At 65.1% G+C, this 19,911-nt stretch carries 12 protein-coding genes; 8 read left to right on the forward strand and 4 right to left on the reverse strand.

Translation table 11 applies throughout. From position 1 onward, the window contains the following. Positions 1–13: 13 nt before the first annotated feature. The gene (gene rpoC / locus RT655_RS14615; protein ID WP_313538067.1) at positions 14–4,297 is read right to left on the reverse strand and encodes a DNA-directed RNA polymerase subunit beta'; all 4,284 of its coding nucleotides are present in this window, start codon (positions 4,295–4,297) and stop codon (positions 14–16) included. Positions 4,298–4,409: 112 nt separating this feature from the next. Next, positions 4,410–8,564, reverse strand: a complete 4,155-nt coding sequence (gene rpoB, locus RT655_RS14620) for a DNA-directed RNA polymerase subunit beta (protein ID WP_313538068.1) — start codon at positions 8,562–8,564, stop codon at positions 4,410–4,412. Positions 8,565–8,936: 372 nt separating this feature from the next. Here rpoB and RT655_RS14625 point away from each other — a divergent pair, with 372 nt between their 5' ends. The 6 genes from RT655_RS14625 to RT655_RS14650 all read left to right on the forward strand — a co-directional run bounded on the left by RT655_RS14625 (position 8,937) and on the right by RT655_RS14650 (position 17,312). After that, positions 8,937–11,216 (forward strand): TonB-dependent receptor, encoded by a 2,280-nt coding sequence (locus RT655_RS14625; protein ID WP_313538069.1) that lies wholly within the window; start codon positions 8,937–8,939, stop codon positions 11,214–11,216. 380 nt (positions 11,217–11,596) lie between these two features. Next, positions 11,597–12,742: a hypothetical protein gene (locus RT655_RS14630; RefSeq protein WP_313538071.1), complete on the forward strand. Its 1,146-nt coding sequence runs from the start codon at positions 11,597–11,599 to the stop codon at positions 12,740–12,742. Positions 12,743–12,863: 121 nt separating this feature from the next. Then, positions 12,864–14,771 carry a CocE/NonD family hydrolase gene (locus tag RT655_RS14635; RefSeq protein WP_313538073.1) on the forward strand — a complete coding sequence of 636 codons (1,908 nt, stop codon included), beginning with the start codon at positions 12,864–12,866 and terminating at the stop codon, positions 14,769–14,771. A 185-nt stretch (positions 14,772–14,956) separates the two neighbouring features. Next, positions 14,957–15,508 carry a hypothetical protein gene (locus tag RT655_RS14640; protein ID WP_313538074.1) on the forward strand — a complete coding sequence of 184 codons (552 nt, stop codon included), beginning with the start codon at positions 14,957–14,959 and terminating at the stop codon, positions 15,506–15,508. Between the two features lie 118 nt (positions 15,509–15,626). Further along, positions 15,627–16,157: a hypothetical protein gene (locus RT655_RS14645; RefSeq protein ID WP_313538076.1), complete on the forward strand. Its 531-nt coding sequence runs from the start codon at positions 15,627–15,629 to the stop codon at positions 16,155–16,157. A 585-nt stretch (positions 16,158–16,742) separates the two neighbouring features. Then, entirely contained in the window at positions 16,743–17,312 is a 570-nt protein-coding gene (locus RT655_RS14650) for a hypothetical protein (RefSeq protein WP_313538077.1), read from the forward strand. A gap of 84 nt (positions 17,313–17,396) precedes the next feature. On the opposite strand, the gene rplL is transcribed toward RT655_RS14650, so the two are convergent. Continuing rightward, positions 17,397–17,774, reverse strand: a complete 378-nt coding sequence (gene rplL, locus RT655_RS14655; RefSeq protein WP_066720675.1) for a 50S ribosomal protein L7/L12 — start codon at positions 17,772–17,774, stop codon at positions 17,397–17,399. 60 nt (positions 17,775–17,834) lie between these two features. Further along, entirely contained in the window at positions 17,835–18,350 is a 516-nt protein-coding gene (gene rplJ / locus RT655_RS14660; protein ID WP_313538081.1) for a 50S ribosomal protein L10, read from the reverse strand. 602 nt (positions 18,351–18,952) lie between these two features. On the opposite strand from rplJ, the gene RT655_RS14665 reads away from it, so the two are divergent. Then, a complete protein-coding gene (locus tag RT655_RS14665; protein WP_313538083.1) occupies positions 18,953–19,135 on the forward strand; it encodes a hypothetical protein in 183 nt (60 codons plus the stop codon). A 75-nt stretch (positions 19,136–19,210) separates the two neighbouring features. Continuing rightward, a complete protein-coding gene (locus RT655_RS14670) occupies positions 19,211–19,711 on the forward strand; it encodes a hypothetical protein (protein ID WP_313538085.1) in 501 nt (166 codons plus the stop codon). Positions 19,712–19,911: the final 200 nt, after the last annotated feature.

Genomic DNA, 19,911 nt, shown 5'->3' on the forward strand with positions numbered 1-19,911 from the left:
CGAACGGGGCGGATCACTCCGCCTCGTTCAGATACTCGCCGGCATCCGCGTCGGTGCCGTGACCCGAGGGGGTCACCTGCGCCAGGGGGTCATCCCCGGTGCCGGCTGCCTCACGCGGGCTGCGGGCCTGCTCGGCCGCACGCTCTTCCGCCGCGCTTGCCGGCGCGATGAGCGAGGCGTCCTGCATCTTGCGCTGGGCGACGCGGAGCGCTGCGTCGCGCGACGTTGCCGCAACCCGCAGCCGCGCCATGCCCGCACCGGTACCGGCGGGGATCAGGCGGCCGACGATCACATTCTCCTTCAGGCCCTGCAGCGTGTCCTTCTTGCCCTGCACCGCGGCTTCGGTGAGCACGCGGGTGGTCTCCTGGAACGACGCGGCCGAGATGAAGCTGCGGGTCTGCAGCGACGCCTTGGTGATGCCGAGCAGGATCGGCTTGCCCATCGCGGGCTGCTGGCCCGGCTGGAGCTTCTCGTTATGCTCGTCCATCTCGTCGCGATCGACCTGTTCGCCCGCCAGCAGCGTGGTGTCGCCGCCATCGGTGATCTCGACCTTCTGCAGCATCTGGCGAACAATCACCTCGATGTGCTTGTCGTTGATCTTCACGCCCTGCAGTCGATAAACTTCCTGGATTTCGCTGACGAGGTATTCGGCCAGCGGCTCGATGCCGAGCACTTCCAGAATGTCGTGCGGATCCGGCGAACCGCCGATCAGGTTGTCGCCACGCTTGACGTAGTCGCCTTCCTGAACGTCGATCACCTTCGACTTCGGGACCAGATACTCCACGACCTCGCCGCCGTCTTCCGGCTGGATGCCGATCTTGCGCTTGGCCTTATAGTCCTTGCCGAACACCACGCGGCCCGAGACCTTCGCGATGATGGCATTTTCCTTGGGCTTGCGCGCTTCGAACAGCTCGGCGACGCGCGGCAGACCGCCGGTGATGTCGCGGGTCTTGGCGGACTCGCGGGCAACACGGGCAAGCACGTCACCGCCCGAAACCGTGGCACCGTCCTCGACCGAGATCACCGCGCCCGGCGCCAGCATGTAGCGGGCGGCTTCGGCGGCATTCTCGCCGGTGAGGGTCATGCGAGGACGCAGGTCCTCCTTCTTGCCCGCACCGCGGAATTCGGTGACGACGCGCTGGGCGATGCCCGTCGCTTCGTCGACCTGCTCCGTCATGGTCTTGCCTTCGATGATGTCCTGATACTTCACGACACCACCGGTTTCGGTGATCACCGGCATGGTGAACGGATCCCACTCGGCCATGCGATCGCCGGCGCTGACCAGATGGCCGTCGTCGAACATCACATAGGCGCCGTACGGGATCTTGTGCACGGCCAGCTCGCGACCATCCATGTCCATGATCGCGATCTCGCCCGAGCGGCTGAGCACCACGCGACGGCCGCGCTGATCCTCGATCAGGCGCAGGTCGCGGAACTCGGCCTTGCCGTCCACGGGGGCTTCGAGGTTCGACTGCTCGTTGAGCTGCGCCGCACCGCCGATGTGGAAGGTACGCATGGTCAGCTGCGTGCCCGGCTCACCGATCGACTGCGCCGCGATGACGCCCACCGCTTCGCCGATGTTCACCGGCGTACCGCGGGCAAGGTCACGCCCGTAGCACTTGGCGCACACGCCGAGCTTGGCTTCGCAGACCAGCGGCGAACGGATCTTCACTGCAGGCGTGCTGAGCGCCTCGATCTGCGCGATCATCGGTTCGTCGAGCAGGGTGCCGATCGGGATCACCACCTGGTTGGTCTTCGGATCGACGATGTCCTCGGCCGTGGTACGGCCCAGGATGCGCTCGCCGAGCGAGGCGATCACCGAACCGCCCTGCACGATCGCCTTCATCTCCAGCGCGCGCTCGGTGCCGCAATCGTCTTCGAGGACGACGCAGTCCTGCGACACGTCGACCAGACGACGGGTGAGGTAACCCGAGTTCGCCGTCTTCAACGCGGTGTCCGCGAGGCCCTTACGGGCACCGTGGGTCGAGTTGAAGTATTCAAGGACGGTCAGACCTTCCTTGAAGTTCGAGATGATCGGCGTTTCGATGATCTCGCCCGACGGCTTGGCCATCAGGCCGCGCATGCCGGCGAGCTGCTTGATCTGCGCCGCCGAACCACGGGCACCCGAGTGCGCCATGATGTAGATGGCGTTGTCGGGCTTCTGACGACCGGTCTCGGGGTCGGTCTTGACCGCCTTGATCTCGTCCATCATCGCCGCGGCCACCTGGTCGCCGCAACGGCTCCAGGCGTCGATCACCTTGTTGTACTTCTCCTGCTGCGTGATCAGGCCGTCCTGATACTGCTGCTCGAAGTCCTTCACCAGCGCCTTAGTCTCGTCGACCAGACCGACCTTGGCGTCCGGAATGATCATGTCGTCCTTGCCGAACGAGATGCCGGCCTTGAACGCGTGGCGGAAGCCGAGCGACATGATCGCGTCGGCGAACAGCACGGTCTCCTTCTGGCCGGTGTGACGATAGACCTCGTCGATCACGTCGCCCACGTCCTTCTTGGTGAGCAGGCGGTTGACGACGTCGAACGGCACCTTGTGGCTGTGCGGCAGGCACTCGCCGAGCAGCATGCGGCCCGGCGTGGTCTGGTAGCGCTTCAGGTACGAATTGCCCTGCTCGTCGGTCTGCGGAACGCGGCTGGTGATCTTGGTATGCAGCGTGACCGCGCCGGCATGCAGGGCCTGGTGGACCTCCGCCATGTCGGCCAGCAGCATGCCTTCGCCCGGCTCGCCTTCCTTCTCCATGGTGATGTAATAGAGACCCAGCACCATGTCCTGCGACGGCACGATGATCGGCTTGCCGTTGGCGGGGGACAGGATGTTGTTGGTCGACATCATCAGGACGCGCGCTTCCAGCTGGGCCTCGAGGCTCAGCGGAACGTGGACGGCCATCTGGTCACCGTCGAAGTCGGCGTTGAAGGCCGAGCAGACCAGCGGGTGGAGCTGGATCGCCTTGCCTTCGATCAGCACCGGCTCGAACGCCTGGATGCCCAGACGGTGGAGCGTCGGCGCGCGGTTCAGCAGAACCGGGTGCTCGCGGATCACTTCGTCCAGGATGTCCCAGACTTCCTTGCGCTCCTTCTCGACCCACTTCTTCGCCTGCTTCAGGGTCATGGACAGACCCTTGGCATCGAGACGGGCGTAGATGAACGGCTTGAACAGCTCGAGCGCCATCTTCTTCGGCAGGCCGCACTGGTGCAGCTTGAGTTCCGGACCGGTCACGATGACCGAACGGCCCGAATAGTCGACGCGCTTGCCGAGCAGGTTCTGACGGAAGCGGCCCTGCTTGCCCTTGAGCATGTCGGACAGCGACTTGAGCGGACGCTTGTTCGCACCGGTGATGGTGCGGCCGCGGCGGCCATTGTCGAACAGCGCGTCGACGGCTTCCTGCAGCATGCGCTTTTCGTTGCGGACGATGATGTCCGGCGCGCGCAGCTCCATCAGCCGCTTCAGGCGGTTGTTACGGTTGATCACGCGGCGATACAGATCGTTGAGATCCGAGGTCGCGAAGCGGCCGCCGTCCAGCGGCACCAGCGGGCGCAGTTCGGGCGGGATCACCGGCACGACGTCCAGGATCATCCATTCCGGGCGGTTGCCTGAATCGATGAAGCTCTCGACGACCTTGAGGCGCTTGATGATCTTCTTGGGCTTGAGCTCGGACTTGGTGACCGCGAGCTCTTCGAGCAGCTCCTTGCGCTCGCCCTCGAGGTCGAGATCCATGAGCATGATCTTGACCGCTTCCGCGCCGATGCCGGCAGAGAAGGCGTCCTCGCCATATTCATCCTGCGCGTCGAGCAGCTCGTCCTCGGTGAGGAGCTGGAACTTCTCGAGCGGGGTGAGGCCCGGCTCGGTGACGATGTAGCTCTCGAAGTACAGCACGCGCTCGAGCTGCTTGAGCTGCATGTCGAGCAGCAGGCCGATGCGGCTCGGCAGCGACTTCAGGAACCAGATGTGCGCGACCGGCGCGGCCAGCTCGATATGGCCCATGCGCTCGCGGCGGACCTTCGAGACGGTCACTTCCACGCCGCACTTTTCGCAGACGATGCCCTTGTACTTCATGCGCTTGTACTTGCCGCACAGGCACTCGTAATCCTTGATCGGACCGAAGATGCGCGCGCAGAACAGGCCGTCACGCTCGGGCTTGAACGTGCGATAGTTGATCGTCTCGGGCTTCTTGATCTCGCCGAACGACCAGCTGCGGATACGGTCCGGCGACGCGATCCCGATCTGGATCTGGTCGAAGGTTTCCGGCTTGGCGAGCGGGTTCGCGAAGTTGGTAAGTTCGTTCATTTCTTCACTCCATCGCCCTCCCGCGGACGGGAGGGGCTAGGGGAGGGGATATCGTTACGTCGGCAGGCGGCTGGCCGCCCCTCCTCCCCGGGGAAGGAGGGGCGCCGGTCCCTTACTCCGCCGCGATCTGCACGCCGTCGTCGTCGAAGCCGAGCTCGGCGTTCTTCAACTCGACGTTCAGGCCCAGCGAGCGCATTTCCTTGACGAGCACGTTGAAGCTCTCCGGAATGCCGGCCTCGAAGGTGTCGTCGCCCTTGACGATCGCTTCGTAGACCTTGGTGCGGCCGACCACGTCGTCCGACTTCACCGTCAGCATTTCCTGGAGCGTGTACGCCGCGCCATAGGCCTGGAGCGCCCACACTTCCATTTCACCGAAGCGCTGGCCACCGAACTGCGCCTTACCGCCCAGCGGCTGCTGGGTGACGAGGCTGTACGGCCCGATCGAACGCGCGTGGATCTTGTCGTCCACAAGGTGGTGCAGCTTGAGCACATACTTGTACCCAACCGTTACCTTGCGATCGAACGCGTCGCCCGTACGGCCGTCGAACAGCGTCACCTGACCGGATTCGTCCAGGCCCGCCATCCGCAGCATCGCCGAGACGTCGGCTTCCACCGCGCCGTCGAACACCGGGGTGGCCATCGGCACGCCCGAGCGGACATTCTGCGCCAGGTCGACCAGCTGCTCGGTCGAGCGGCGATCCAGCTCGGCCTTGTAGTTGTCGCCATAGACGGTGCCGAGCAGCTCCTTGACCGCTTCCGGCGCTTCGCCGGCCTGCGGGTTGGGGTTGGCTGCCCGCCATGCATCGAGCGCATCGCCGATCTTCCGGCCCAAACCGCGTGCGGCCCAGCCCAGATGGGTCTCGAAGATCTGCCCGACGTTCATGCGCGACGGCACGCCCAGCGGGTTGAGCACGAAGTCGACCGGAGTACCGTCCTCGAGGAACGGCATGTCTTCCTGCGGCAGGATGCGGCTGATGATGCCCTTGTTGCCGTGGCGGCCGGCCATCTTGTCGCCCGGCTGCAGCTTGCGCTTCACCGCGACGAACACCTTGACCATCTTCAGCACGCCCGGCGGCAGCTCGTCGCCCCGCTCCAGCTTCTCGCGGCGGTCTTCGAACTTGTCCTTGATGCGCTTCACGGCCTCGTCATACTGGCCCTTCACCGCTTCCAGGTTGCCCTGCATCGCGTCGTCCTGGACGGCGAACTTCCACCACTCGTGGCGGTCGACGCTGTCGAGCAGGTCTTCGTCGATGGTGACGCCCTTCTTCAGGCCCTTCGGCGCCGCGGTGGCGACCTGACCCAGCAGCATCTCGCGCAGACGCGACCAGGTCGCGCGGTTTAGGATGTTGCGTTCGTCGTCGGCATCCTTGCGCAGGCGCTCGATTTCCTCGCGCTCGATCGCCAGGGCACGCTCGTCCTTGTCGATGCCGTGACGGTTGAACACGCGGACGTCGACGATCGTGCCGGCCACGCCCGGGGGCAGACGCAGCGAGGTGTCGCGCACGTCGCTGGCCTTTTCGCCGAAGATGGCGCGGAGGAGCTTCTCTTCCGGCGTCATCGGGCTTTCGCCCTTCGGGGTGATCTTGCCGACCAGGATGTCACCCGGCTCGACCTCGGCACCGACATACACGATGCCGGCTTCGTCGAGATTACGCAGCGCTTCTTCACCCACGTTCGGGATGTCGCGGGTGATGTCTTCCGGCCCGAGCTTGGTGTCGCGCGCCATCACTTCGAACTCATCGATGTGGATCGACGTGAACACGTCGTCCTTCACGATGCGCTCGTTGATCAGGATCGAGTCCTCGTAGTTGTAGCCGTTCCACGGCATGAACGCGACGAGCACGTTGCGGCCCAGCGCCAGCTCGCCGAACTCGGTCGACGGACCGTCGGCGATCACGTCGCCGGCCTGCACCATGTCGCCCACCTTCACCAGCGGACGCTGGTTGATGCAGGTCGACTGGTTCGAGCGCTGGAACTTCATCAGCGTGTAGATGTCGACGCCGCTCTCGCTGGCATCGACGTCACCCGTCGCGCGGACCACGATACGGGTCGCGTCGACCTGGTCGACCACGCCCGAACGCTTGGCGGCGATCGCGGCGCCGGAATCCCGGGCCACGGTCGATTCCATGCCGGTGCCGACGAAGGGCGCTTCCGCCTTCACCAGCGGCACGGCCTGACGCTGCATGTTCGAGCCCATGAGCGCGCGGTTCGCGTCGTCCTTCTCGAGGAAGGGGATCAGCGACGCGGCGACCGAGACGAGCTGCTTCGGCGACACGTCCATCAGCGTCACCTGATCGCGCAGCGCCATCAGGAATTCGCCGGCCTGGCGGGCCGAGACGAGATCGTCGACGAAGCCGCCATTCTCGTCGAGCTCGGCCGATGCCTGCGCGATCGTGTGCTTCTGCTCTTCCATCGCCGACAGATAGACGACCTCGTTGGTCACCTTGCCGTCGATGATCTTGCGGTACGGCGTCTCGATGAAGCCGTACTTGTTCACGCGGCTGAACGTCGCGAGCGAGTTGATCAGACCGATGTTCGGGCCTTCCGGCGTTTCGATCGGGCAGATACGGCCATAATGGGTCGGGTGAACGTCGCGGACTTCGAAGCCTGCGCGCTCACGGGTAAGACCGCCCGGTCCGAGCGCCGAGACGCGACGCTTGTGCGTCACTTCGGAGAGCGGGTTGGTCTGGTCCATGAACTGCGACAGCTGCGACGAACCGAAGAACTCGCGCACCGCGGCGACCGCGGGCTTGGCGTTGATCAGGTCGTTCGGCATCACCGTCGACACGTCGACCGACGACATGCGCTCCTTCACGGCGCGCTCCATGCGGAGCAGGCCGACGCGGTACTGGTTCTCGAGCAGCTCGCCCACCGAACGCACGCGGCGGTTGCCGAGATTGTCGATGTCGTCGACTTCGCCCTTGCCGTCCTTGAGGTTCACGAGCGTCTTGACGACCTCGAGAATGTCCTCGGTGCGCAGCGTGGTCACGGTGTCCGGGGTGTCGAGGCCCAGGCGCATGTTGAGCTTCACGCGGCCGACGGCCGAGAGGTCGTAGCGTTCCGGATCGAAGAACAGGCCGGCGAACAGCGATTCCGCGGTCTCGAGCGTCGGCGGCTCGCCGGGGCGCATGACGCGGTAGATGTCGGACAGGGCCTGCTGGCGCTCTTCGGCCTTGTCGACCTTGAGCGTGTTGCGGATCCACGGGCCGGTGGCGATGTGATCGATGTCGAGCAGCTCGATCCGGTCGATGCCGGCCTTGTCGAGCTTCTCGAGGTTCTCGGCCGAGACTTCGTCACCGGCTTCGATGTAGATCTCGCCGGTCGCCTCGTTGATTAGGTCATAGGCGCTGTAGCGGCCGAAGATTTCTTCGGTCGGGATCAGCAGCGTCTCGAGACCGTCCTTCGCGGCCTTGTTGGCTGCGCGGGGGCTGATCTTCTGGCCGGCCGGGAACACGACCTCGCCCGACTTGGCGTCGACGATGTCGAACATCGGCTTCGAACCGCGCCAGTTCTCCACCTGGAAGGGGATCTGCCAGCCGTTCGGACCGCGCAGGAAGGTGACGCGGTTGTAGAAATAGTTGAGGATCTCTTCCGACGTCAGCCCCAGCGCGTACAGCAGGCTGGTGACCGGCAGCTTGCGCTTGCGGTCGATACGGACGTTGACGATGTCCTTGGCGTCGAACTCGAAGTCCAGCCACGAACCGCGATACGGGATCACGCGCGCAGCGAAGAGATACTTGCCGCTGGCGTGGGTCTTGCCGCGGTCATGGTCGAACAGAACGCCCGGCGAACGGTGCATCTGGCTGACGATGACGCGCTCGGTGCCGTTGATGAAGAACGTGCCGTTCTCGGTCATGAGCGGCATGTCGCCCATGTACACGTCCTGCTCCTTAATATCGAGCACCGACCGGGCTTCCGTATCGGGATCGACCTCGAACACGATGAGGCGGAGGGTAACGCGCATCGGCGCCGCATAGGTGATGCCGCGCTGGCGGCACTCGTCCACGTCGAACTTCGGATCCTCGAGCTCGTAGGTCACGAAGTCGAGCTCGGCGGTGCCGGCGAAGTCGCGGATCGGGAACACGCTGCGGAGCGTCTTCTCGAGGCCGGAGACATAGCCGATCGAGGGGTCCGACCGCAGGAACTGTTCGTAGGATTCGCGCTGAACCTCGATCAGGTTCGGCATCTGCACCACTTCGTGGATGTCGCCGAACACCTTGCGGATGCGGCGCTTCAGCGTGCCGCCCTCGATTGCCTTGGTAGCCATAGGTGTGTGTTGCCTCGTCAGCCGTAAACTCGGTGCCCCTGTCCGGGAGCCAGGACGTGCAAATCGACGCCGAAAGGCCGCGCGACCCCCGATGCTCGGGATTCGGCAGCTCTACAGGCGTCTGACAAGCCGTTCCGATCCATTCGTACGATGCGCTGCGCGACGGCGCGTCATTTCCCGATCGGAGGGCCAGAGCGGGGATATAGGGGGTGGGGGAGGGGATGTCAAAGGCGTGGGCCGCGGCGCGGAAAAGGTTCCCGGCTGCACCAATGGCCATGTGCAGTTTACGCAACCGCAACAATTCTGACGCAGCTGCGCCGTGAAGACTTAACAATCGGGCGCCAACCGGCCTGCCGACCAAGGGAGGCAAGAATGCACTACAAGAAAACGGGTCTGATCGCAGCGTTGCTCGCCACCGTCTCGGCGACGGCGGTGCACGCGCAGGAGGCGTCGCAGGACGAGGGGCTTGGGGGCGATATCATCGTCACCTCGCAGAAGTTCGAGCAGAAGCTGCGCGACGTGCCGATCACCATCACCGCGGTGACGCAAGAGCAGATGAAGCGGCTTGGCGTCGATGATCTCGACGAGCTGTCCAACTACGTCCCGGGCCTCAACATCCAGGAGCAGAGCGCCAACAACCCCGGCATCGTGATCCGCGGCATCACTTCCGACAGCGGCTCCGCGCAGCAGGCGGCTCGCGTGACGCTCTACTATAACGGCGTCGACATCTCGCGCTCGCGTGGCGCCTATCAGGCGATCTACGATGTCGATCGGATCGAAGTGGTGAAGGGGCCGCAGGCCACGCTGTTCGGCACCGCCTCGACGATCGGTGCGGTGAGCATTCTTTCCGCGCGGCCCAAGCCGGGCGTGTCGGGCGAACTCACGGCCGGTTATGGCAATTACAACGCCTATCTAGTGGGCGGGCACCTCAATATCGGTAACGACGTCATCGCGGCGCGCGTCGCGGGCGAGTTCAAGAAGCGCGACGGCTATGTCGAGAATCTGTCGCCTACGCAGGACGACCTCTACGCCCAGAACCAGCTCGGTTTGCGCGCTTCGGTGCGCTACACGCCGACCCCGGCGCTGACCGTCGACCTGATCGGCACCTATGATCGCCAGCGCAACAGCGGTACGCCATTTATCTCCAAGCGCTTCGCGACGTCGCAGGGCCCGGGCAATCCGTTCGGCGCGGCCAATCTGTCGGGCTCGCCCTATGCGAAGCAGGTCTTCGGCACCGACAAGCTGGGCCTGACCCGCGACGTCTACGACGTGAACCTCACCGCGCGCTATGATCTGGGCGACGGCTGGAGCTTCACCACCGTGAACGGCTATCGGTCGTTCGACTCGTTCGAGGTGTTCGATGCGGACGGCTCGGCGGCGCCGTGGCTTGAATTCGCCGAGGGCGCCTATGGCTCGCAGATCAGCCATGAATCGCGCTTCGCCTATGTCGGCGATCATGTCCGCACCAGCTTCGGCTTGAACGTGTTCCACGAGAACAACCGTCAGGAAGTGCCCTTCTCGACCGAAGAAGGCACGTATATCGCGTGCGCGACCGGCTTGCCGTGCGTCTCATCGACCGGCGTAGTGGTCGCGTCGCAGACGACCGCGGCGCTCACGAAGGGTGCGTTCACGCAAATTCCGTACAGCTCGAAGTTCACCAACAAGGGCATCAACGACCAATATTCGATGTTCGGCGAAGTCACCTGGATGCCGATCCATGCGCTGGAGGTGACCGCTGGCATCCGCGCGCTGATCGAGCAGCGCAAGTCGGGCTATGTCTCGGTCGCGCCCAAGTCGGTGCTCAGCGGTGCGCCGCTGATCCCGGGCCAGGCCACCACCAAGGGCACGCTGTGGAGCCAGGACAGCTTCCAGGCCTTCCTCCCGCGCTTCAACATCCTGTATCGCCTGGACGACGCGATCAACCTCTATGCGACGATTTCCAAGGGGCGTCGCTCGCCGACGGTGAACCAGGGCGCGACCTCCACGTCGCTCATCCCCGAAGAAACGGTGTGGAACTATGAGGGCGGCGTGAAGCTCGCCAAGGGCATGTTCTCCGGCTCGCTGGGCGTCTACTATCAAAAGTACAGCAACTTCCAGATCAGCCGTACGGTTACCGATGCCAATGATCCGTCGGGCCGCCCGGTGGGTTCGAGCATCACGGAGAGCGCCGGCAGCGCCAGCAATCTTGGCTTCGAAGCGGAAGGGCAGCTTCGCCCGGTGAGCTGGCTGACGGTGTTCGGCAATGCCGGCTACATCGACGGCGGTATCGACGACAAGAAATCGAACGGCATCTATGCGAACAATCGGTTCCGTCTGCAGCCCAAGCTCCAGTGGGCGGCCGGTTTCACCGTCGACGCCCCGCTGGGCAACGGTATCCGCGTGTTCGCGACGCCGAGCGTGACCTATCGCAGCAAGATCTTCTTCGAGATCCCGAACAAGGAGGCGATTTCGCAGAACAAGGTGACGCTGGTCAACGTCAAGGCGGGCCTTAGCTTCGCCGAGGGGCGGTACGAGATCGCCGGTTACGTTCGCAACGCGACCAACGAGAAATATTTGCTCGACGCCGGAAACACCGGCGGCGGATTCAACGACCCGACCTATATCCCGGGCGAACCTCGATTCTATGGCGTGCAACTGACCGGTCGTTTCTGACCGTCAGCAATGCAAACGTGGGAGGGGCTCGCCGCGCAAATGCGCGGCGAGTTCTTTCTTTTCAATGGGTTGCTGCTTTATTTCAGCCGGCATTATGGGCAAGAAGCGTGCCTGAATGAACGGTGAATGGCTCACTTCGTCCTGACCTTGGGCCGGTTTGTCGCAGGACCTTGGTTCGAATAAGGGGTTCCGCCCGTTGAACCCTCGTTATGAAACAGTGTCAGACCCCGCTTCGCCCCCGCGCCGCACTGTTGATCAGTGCCGCGTTCCTTGCCACCCCCGCCTTCGCCCAAGAAGCCGCGCCCCAGCAGACCGTGACCCCGCCGCCGGCCGTCGGGGCGCCTGCTCCACAGGCCGCTACGGCAGTCCCGGAAGTCCGCATGGCCCCGGCCGCGCCCGTCGTGCAGTCGGTGCCCCCGGTCGAGCAGCAGATGGCCGGCAGCGCCAACCAGGCGCCCTCGACCACCGATGCCGCCCCGGCCCGGGCCACTCGTGCCGAGCGTACCGCACCGCGCGCCGAAGCACGCGCTGCAGCCCAGCCGCGCCAGGCAACGCCCGCCGCGCAAGCCGCTACGGCGCCGACGCAGCAGGCGGCAAGCCCGGCGCCCGCGCCGGTTGCCCAGCCACAGCCTGCAGAGCCGGTCACGCAGCCCGCAGCCCCTGCTGCTGAGGTAACGCAGACGACCGAGACGACCAACGAGACGACGCGTTCGACCTCACTGATTCCGTGGATTCTTGGCGGTCTTGCCGTGATCCTCGCGGCCGCTGCTGCCATATTCTTGCTCCGCCGTCGTCGTGCTGACGACGACCTGTTGGTGCGCGATATGGCGGCCACCACCACCGAGCCGGTGGCGCATCGCCCCATGCCGCGGCCGGTGGCACCGCGCAGTGATATCGGTCTCGCCGCTGCCGCTGCGGCGCCGGTGATGGCGCCGATTGCCGATCGTCACCCGGTCGCCGAGCCGGTTGCCGAGGCCCATGTGGAAGCCAAGCTTGCCGAAGCCGACGAGGCGGTGCTCGAGCATGTCGTCGATGCGCCGGCGCCGGTCGCCAATCGTCCGTGGCTCGAGCTGGGCCTGCGTCCGGTCCGCGCCGGTACCAGCGAGGACGAGGCACTCGTCGATATCGAGCTGACCATCGGCAATTCGGGCGACACGCCTGCCCGTGATGTGCGCATCTCGACCTTCCTGCTCGCCGATGCCGAGACGAGCGAGATGGAGCAGCTGCTCACCAACCATGGTCCGGCCGCCGACGTGCCGCCGGTGACGATCGATGCCGGTGACGGTGCCCGCGTCGACGCGCACCTTGCGGTGCCGAAGGGCGAACTGGGTCGTACGTTCAATCCGGTCGTCGTCGCGGAGGCGCGGTACCGTCTGCCCGATGGACGCGAAGGCCGCACCAGCGCCGCCTTCCGCATCGGCCGTGCCGCCCCCTCGGCAGCGGGCATCGGCCCGATCGGTGCCACCCGACCGCACCTTGTCGACGATCTCGAAGCGGAGCTGCTCGGCACCCCCGCACACGCCTGATACCACCCTATCTTGAACCGGCCCGCGTTCCTCAGGGGAGCGCGGGCCCCTTCACATGCCCGCTTCCCATGTGTCGAGTGTAACACTATCACCCCGGACCTCGGTTCTCTGGGGAGACATTATGCAGCTTCGTACCTTCCTCCTGGCAGCGCTCGCGACGACCGCGCTGATCCCTGCCGCCGGCGCCCAGCAGGCGCAGCCATTCAACGACATTCCCGCGAAGTTCGAGCTGCCCGAGGGGCCAAAGGATTATACCCGCCGCGAAGTAATGGTGCCGATGCGCGACGGTACCAAGTTGTTCACGACCATCGTGATCCCCAAGGGCGCCAAGAACGCCCCGATCATGCTCACCCGCACGCCCTATGACGCGTATAATCGCGTCCGCCGCAGCTCGAGCAACAAGATGCTCTCGGTGCTCGCGCAGGGCGACGAGGTGTTCACCGAGGCAGGCTATATCCGCGTGTTCCAAGACATTCGCGGCAAGAATCGATCCGAAGGCGATTTCGTCGTCACCCGACCGCCCGTCGGCCCGTTGAACCCGACCAAGATCGACGACACGACCGATGCCTATGACACAATCGACTGGCTGGTGAAGAACCTGCCGGAATCGAACGGCAAGGTCGGCATGCTCGGCTCGTCCTACGAAGGCTGGACCGTGGTGATGGCGTTGCTCCATCCGCATCCGGCGCTGAAGGTCGCGGCGCCCGAAAGCCCGATGATCGACGGCTGGATGGGAGACGACTGGTTCCATCACGGCGCCTTCCGCCTCCCCAATATCGGCTGGATCTCCGGCATCACCGGCTACAAGGCCGGCGGCCCGACCCCGCCCAATGGCGGCTGGGACGATTATGACACGTTCCGCAAGGTCGGCTCGGCCGGCGACTGGGCCAAGCAGTATGGCTATGACCAGCTGCCCTTCTGGAAGAAGCTCAGCCAGCACGTCTCCTACGACGCCTTCTGGCAGGGCCAGGCGCTCGACAAGATTCTCGCCGCCAATCCCTCCAACGTGCCGACGCTGTGGGAGCAGGGCCTGTGGGATCACGAGGACATGTACGGCGCGATCCACGCATGGGAGGAGTTGCAGAAGACTCCGCAGGCGGCCAACAACTTCCTGCTGATGGGCCCGTGGCGGCACTCCGGCTTCAACTATAACGGGTCAAAGCTGGGCGAGCTGAACTTCGAGGGCGACACCGCGCTGCAGGCGCGCCGCGACATTTTGCTGCCGTTCTTCAACGCGCATCTGAAGGATGGTTCGCCCGCCTATACGCCGCCGGCCGCGAGCATCTACAACACCGGCGAAAATCACTGGGACTTCCTCACCAAGTGGCCGCTGGGCGCGCAGCTGACGCCGCTGTATCTCGGCACAGGGGAAGCTGCCGGGTTCGACAGGGCCGGGACAGGCGAGGACAGCTATGTCTCCGATCCTGCCAAGCCGGTCCCCTACTTGCCCCGCCCGATCAACTTCAGCGACGGTCGCTGGAGCACCTATCTCGTCACCGACCAGCGCTTCGTCGACGGCCGTCAGGACGTGCTGACCTATGCGACGCCGGTGCTCAAGGAGCCGGTGCGCGTGTCGGGCACGCCGCTGGCGGACATCTTCGCCAAGACGACCGGGACCGACGGCGACTTCGTGGTGAAGGTGATCGACGTCTATCCGGACGAGATCGCGTCCAGCAAGGAAATGGGCGGCTTCCAGCTGCCGATCGCGATGGACATCTTCCGGGGGCGCTACCGCAACTCGTTCGAGCATCCCTCGGCGATCCCGGCGGGCAAGGCGCAGGAATACAAGTTCCGCCTGCCGGTGGTGAACCATACCTTCCTGCCCGGCCACCGTATCATGGTGCAGATCCAGTCGACGCTGTTCCCAGTCTATGACCGCAACCCGCAAAAATACGTGGAGAACATCTTCTTCGCCAAGCCGGGCGATTATCAGAAGGCGACGGTGACGATCCTCTATGGCGGCAAGCAGTCGAGCTCGGTGCTGCTGCCCGTGGTGCCGGTCGACCAGAGCGCCGCCAAGGCGCGGTGAAACGTAGGCACCCCGCGCATGCCGACGCGCGGGGTGCCCTCGCGCCACCAATGTTGTTACCGACATGCATCGGAATATGCGTGAAATTCCGTATGCTGTTTCTACGTATCTGCATTATTCCTTAAGGTTATTCGCGTTCAACCAACCCAGGAGCGGGCGGGAGGCCCGTTGCGGGGAGGCACGCCATGACCCTTGGGGATATCCGATCCTACCTTCGTGAAACGATCGAGTTTTTCATCTATTTCGTTTTCATGACGGTTCTCGGGGCGTCGATGTTCATTGTCGTGAATTATGCGCCCCAGGCAAATTCACGGTGGTACATCAGCACCTGCATCGCGATGTCGGTATTCAGCGGGCTGTATGCGGTGCGGATGCTTCGGCGCTATTGGCGCGCGCGGCGCAGTCTGTTCGGATTCTGGGGACGGCGAAACAAGCACGCGGGGGCGTTGACCGCGCCGGATGGGGCCACCTTGCTCTGGTCCGAGCGTATCGGGGCGGGGCGGCCAGAAGCTCGGTCGGCAGACTCCGAACGCGCGCGCCTGGTGGAAAAGCTCGAGGCGATGGAGCGGGCCTATCGATCGCGCTGTGCGCTGCTCGGCATCGAGCCGGAAGAACATCCCGAAGACGTCACCATCAATCCCGACATGTCGCTCGACGCCATCCGCGAGCGTATCGCCGAGCGCATGCATCGCGAGGACGAGCGCGCGGAAGAAGAAAAGCAGCGGATGTTCCGCTGATCTTCTCGATCGTTTCACCTCCGCTTAGGATTCGTTAACGCGGTTGCTTCATGATGCGGCGCCACAGAGGGGCGGGTACGTGGGCGCGTACCCAGGGGGCCGTCGAGGGGAATAGCGCATGAAGTCCGATTCCGTTCGCCACTATTTGATGATGTCGCTGGAATTCGGTGCGTATTGCGTGCTGATGACCCTGCTCAGCTATTTGATGGTGCTGCTGGTGCTACGTGCGCCGCAACCGAATAGCGGTATCTACATCGGCGTAGCCCTTCTCGCCGCCTTGCTGACCGGCCTGCACGCCGGCAAGATGTTCCGAATGTATCGGATCGCGTTACTGCGGATCCAGAATCGCAAGTCCAGAAGCAAGAAGCCGCCGATGGAGGTCCGTCACTGGTCCGATCGTATCGCAGCGGAGGAGGCGGTCGGCCGTCACGATGCACGGCGCAAGCAGGCGACGGGGCAGGAAGCTTCACCCGAACTGGAAGCAATTCGGTTGCGGATCGCGGAGCGCATGGCGCGCGAGGATCGCGAGCGCGATGAACTGGCCCGCGAAGATCGCGAACGGCTCGAATACGAGCGTATCGAACGCATGGAGCGCGCCCGCTCCGAGCGTATCCGGAGCGAATCACGCGCCTCTCGCCACAATAATTGAGCGGCCCGGCGATGCCGTCGAACGGATCGTCGCGCGGCGGCGATGCGCGCAGTGGAATGCAGCCGCCGTTCAGCTTCGGCGGATCAGTCAGGATGCGTGAACAGGGGTAGGCATAGCGCAGCATTTGGGATGGTCTTGGTCGGTGCGTTCGCCGCGCCCGCACTGGCGCAGGATGCGCCAAGGGCCGATCCCACGCCACAGGCGATCCCCGGGGTGTTGCCCGAGCGGTTTCGTCTGCCCGGTGCGCCGGTTGCCGGTCCTGCCCCGGCGTCATCGCCGACGGACGCTTCGATCGTGGAGCCTGTGATCGTTCCGCTGCCTAAGCAGCGCCCGATTGCCCGCCCGACGACCGTCGCGGCGCCAAGCCCGCTGGCGACGACAGCGCCCACGCCGCAACCGAGCGCAGCCCCCCCGATGCCGGCGTCGGCGCGGCTGAAACCGACGCCATCGGCCGCGGTGGTGTCGCCACGGCGGCGGCCTGTTGCTCCCGCGAGGCCTCGATCCGGCTGGCCATGGTGGGCATTGGGGGCGATCGGTATCGCCGCAGCGGTGGCTGTCTCGCGATATCGACGGGGGCGTCTCGAAATGTCCGAACTGGCGGCGCCGGAGCCGGAGCGTGCCCGGCCTGTTGCCGAATCTGCGCCCTTATCGCCGCAGCCTCATGCGATCGTCGCCCCGTTCAAGGTCGAGGTCGTTTCGGCCCACGTCGTTTTCTCGGCCAAGACGGTGGCCTTCGACCTCGAAATCGATCTCATCAACCAACATATGCGGGTGGCCGAGGGGCTGCGTCCCGCGCTCGCGCTGATCAGCGCCAGCCCCGATCAAGATCGCTGGCGTGCAGCGTTCCATGCCGGGCCGTCCACACAAAACGAGGGAAAGCCGGTCGATCTCGCCGCAGGGGCCACATTGCGGCTGCCGGTGCGTCTAACCCTGCACCGCGAGCAATTGCACGTCGTGGTGCACGGCGGCAGGCCGATGTTCGTGGCCATGCTATTGTGCGATCTGCGCTGGCGCGGCGGGCTGAGCTTGCACCATTTCGCTGCCGATTTCTTGCTGGGCACAGCTGGTCAAGGCACCCTGCCGGGGCCGATCTGGCTGGATCGGGCAGCGCCCTCGACGGTAGCGGCGATCGACTACGCGCCGCTCGGGCCCTAGTCACTGCACCATAACGAAAAGAGGCGGTCCGTCGCCGGACCGCCTCCTTCCAGTATCCAAGCCTTGAAACGGGCTGGGAAGTGCTTACTTGACCTCGACGGTCGCGCCAGCTTCTTCCAGCTGCTTCTTGATCTTCTCGGCTTCGTCCTTCGACACGCCTTCCTTGACGGGCTTCGGAGCGCCTTCGACGAGCGCCTTTGCTTCGGTGAGGCCGAGGCTGGTGATGGCGCGGACTTCCTTGATGACGTTGATCTTCTTGCCACCGTCGCCGGTGAGGATCACGTCGAACTCGGTCTGCTCTTCAGCAGCCGGGGCAGCGGCGCCACCAGCGGCCGGGCCGGCAACGGCGACGGCAGCGGCGGCCGAAACGCCCCACTTCTCTTCGAGCAGCTTCGAGAGCTCAGCGGCCTCGAGCACGGTCAGGGCGGAAAGCTGGTCGACGATTGCGTTAAGGTCAGCCATGATAAACTCCAGTCAGTTCAATAGTTTCGGGATAGAATAAAGGTCGCTCGAAGCCGAAGCTCAGGCAGCCTGCTTTTCGCTGTACGCCGCAAGCACGCGGGCGATCTGCGCCGCCGGTGCCTGGGTGATGGTGGCGAGCTTGGTCGCGGGCGCTGCGATGAGCCCCACGAGCTTGCCGCGCAGCTCGTCCAGCGACGGCAGCGAGGCGAGTGCCTGCACGCCGGCCGCATCCAGCAGCACATTGCCCATGGCCCCGCCGACGATTTCGAGCTTGTCGTTCGTCTTGGCGAAGTCCGAGACCACCTTGGCCGCAGCCACGGGATCGACGGAGGTGGACAATGCCGTCGGACCCGTCAGCAGGTCCGCGAGCACCGCATAATCGGTGCCCTGGGTGGCAATCTTGGCGAGCTTGTTCTTCGAGACCTTATAGGTCGCGCCGGCTGCACGCATCTTGTTGCGCAGGTCCGTCGACTGCTTGACGGTCATGCCGAGATTGCGGGTGACAACCACCACGCCAACCTCGTTGAAGGTGCGGTTCAGCTCGGCAACGGCGTCGGCCTTCTGGGTACGATCCATGCCGGTCTCCTCATACATGAGGCTGCCCTTTCCCCACGCAAGCGGGCAGGGGGCAACCCCGGTTCACGACCCGTGCGAACACGGGCCAGGCGCAATTTGTCCGAGGGGAAGGATCGTCACGAGGCCGGGGAAATCCCTGGGGCGTGACCCGGAACGCTTGGGCCGCCCGCGCATCCGCGCTAGAGGCCGGCCAAGCCGCCGGTAAATTCTGTCCCCGTCTAGGCGAGTATTTTCAAGACCGGCAAATCCCGGCCCCTCGCTGTCTCGGACGGATTCCTTCCGAAGAAGGAGCGCGCCCAATAGCGGATTCGGGTGGCAAGTCAAGGGTGGCAAAGATCCTCCCCGGCACGGGGAGGGGGACCGCGCCGCGCCAGCGGCGTGGTGGAGGGGGAGCGTCGCGAGGGATGCGGGGTCAGATGCGCCTAGACTGTACCGCCCGCGACCCCGCCACGCCACCCGAGTCCGAGAAGAAGGCCCCCCTCCACCATCTGCTGCGCAGATGGTCCCCCTCCCCGTGCCGGGGAGGATCTTGGCCCTTGCAGAATAAAACAGGAACACCCATCTCCCCAGTGTCCGTCAAATCCAGGGGGGAGGGCGCACCCATGCGCGGCACCAAAGGCGATCGTACCCGCGAGAACCAGCGCTTCCTGAAAGCCCTGCGCCGCACCGCCAACGTGACCCTCGCCGCCGAGGAAGCGGGGCAGACGCGCAAGACCTTCCAGAAGCGCCGCGCGCGCAACCCCGATTTCGCGAGCCAGTGGGACGCAGCCCTCGCTTACGCCTAGGCGCAGCTTGCCGCCGGTGCGCCGTCGCCTACCCCCGAGGGCGAGGCCGCGCGCACCGGCGGCGGCGAATATAGCGTGCGCGCCTCGCGCGGCCGCGCGGTGCAGGTGCGCCGCGCCCCCAAGGGGGTGCTGACCACCGAGGGCGAGCGCCGCTTCCTCGCCCATCTCGCCGCCACCGCCAATGTGCGGCTGTCAGCAGAGGCGACCGGCATCGGTTGGAACGCCATCTATGCCCGGCGCCGGCGCTCGGCGGCGTTCGCGCGGGCGATGGAGGCAGCGCTGGCCGAGGGCTATCAGCGGCTCGAACTCGCGCTGCTCGACAATGCGCTGCGATCGCTGGACCCGACCGGCGAGGACCTGGGCGAATGGCGCGAGACCGTCGACGAGACCGACCCGCTCACCTTGATGACGCCGCGCGAGGCGCTGCTGCTGCTCGGCTATCGCCGCCCGGTGATCGTCGAGGGGCGGCCCCATAGCGGCTTCGGCGTGCCGCGCATCCCTCGCGAGCAGGCGCTGGCGCGGCTGTCGCGGGAGCTGGACCGGGTGGAGCGGCGGTTGAAGCGGGACGAGGCCTAGAAGGTGCGCACGACCATCCGTGCGGTCAGGACCATCCGCCCGGTAAGGACCATCAGCCCGGTCAGAAAGCCAGGCTGCGCGGTTCGCCGCCTTCCGGCAGCCAGCGCAAGATCGAAGCGACCCGTGCCGCAGAGCGTAAGTGGACCAGCTGATCGGCAGTAGCGAAGAAATTGCGAAGTAACCGAAGGTGGGCAGCCACC

The sequence above is a fragment of the Sphingomonas sp. genome (genome assembly GCF_032114135.1).
Classification (GTDB): domain Bacteria; phylum Pseudomonadota; class Alphaproteobacteria; order Sphingomonadales; family Sphingomonadaceae; genus Sphingomonas.

Bases quoted from the DNA above. Each gene is read 5' to 3' on its own strand.
- rpoB (WP_313538068.1), bottom strand. From the start codon at position 8,564: ATGGCTACCAAGGCAATCGAGGGCGGCACGCTGAAGCGCCGCATCCGC.
- RT655_RS14645 (WP_313538076.1), top strand. From the start codon at position 15,627: ATGAAGTCCGATTCCGTTCGCCACTATTTGATGATGTCGCTGGAATTC.
- RT655_RS14665 (WP_313538083.1), top strand. From the start codon at position 18,953: ATGCGCGGCACCAAAGGCGATCGTACCCGCGAGAACCAGCGCTTCCTG.
- rplL (WP_066720675.1), bottom strand. From the start codon at position 17,774: ATGGCTGACCTTAACGCAATCGTCGACCAGCTTTCCGCCCTGACCGTG.
- rpoC (WP_313538067.1), bottom strand. From the start codon at position 4,297: ATGAACGAACTTACCAACTTCGCGAACCCGCTCGCCAAGCCGGAAACC.
- rplJ (WP_313538081.1), bottom strand. From the start codon at position 18,350: ATGGATCGTACCCAGAAGGCCGACGCCGTTGCCGAGCTGAACCGCACC.
- RT655_RS14630 (WP_313538071.1), top strand. From the start codon at position 11,597: ATGGCCCCGGCCGCGCCCGTCGTGCAGTCGGTGCCCCCGGTCGAGCAG.
- RT655_RS14635 (WP_313538073.1), top strand. From the start codon at position 12,864: ATGCAGCTTCGTACCTTCCTCCTGGCAGCGCTCGCGACGACCGCGCTG.
- RT655_RS14650 (WP_313538077.1), top strand. From the start codon at position 16,743: ATGTCCGAACTGGCGGCGCCGGAGCCGGAGCGTGCCCGGCCTGTTGCC.
- RT655_RS14640 (WP_313538074.1), top strand. From the start codon at position 14,957: ATGACCCTTGGGGATATCCGATCCTACCTTCGTGAAACGATCGAGTTT.
- RT655_RS14625 (WP_313538069.1), top strand. From the start codon at position 8,937: ATGCACTACAAGAAAACGGGTCTGATCGCAGCGTTGCTCGCCACCGTC.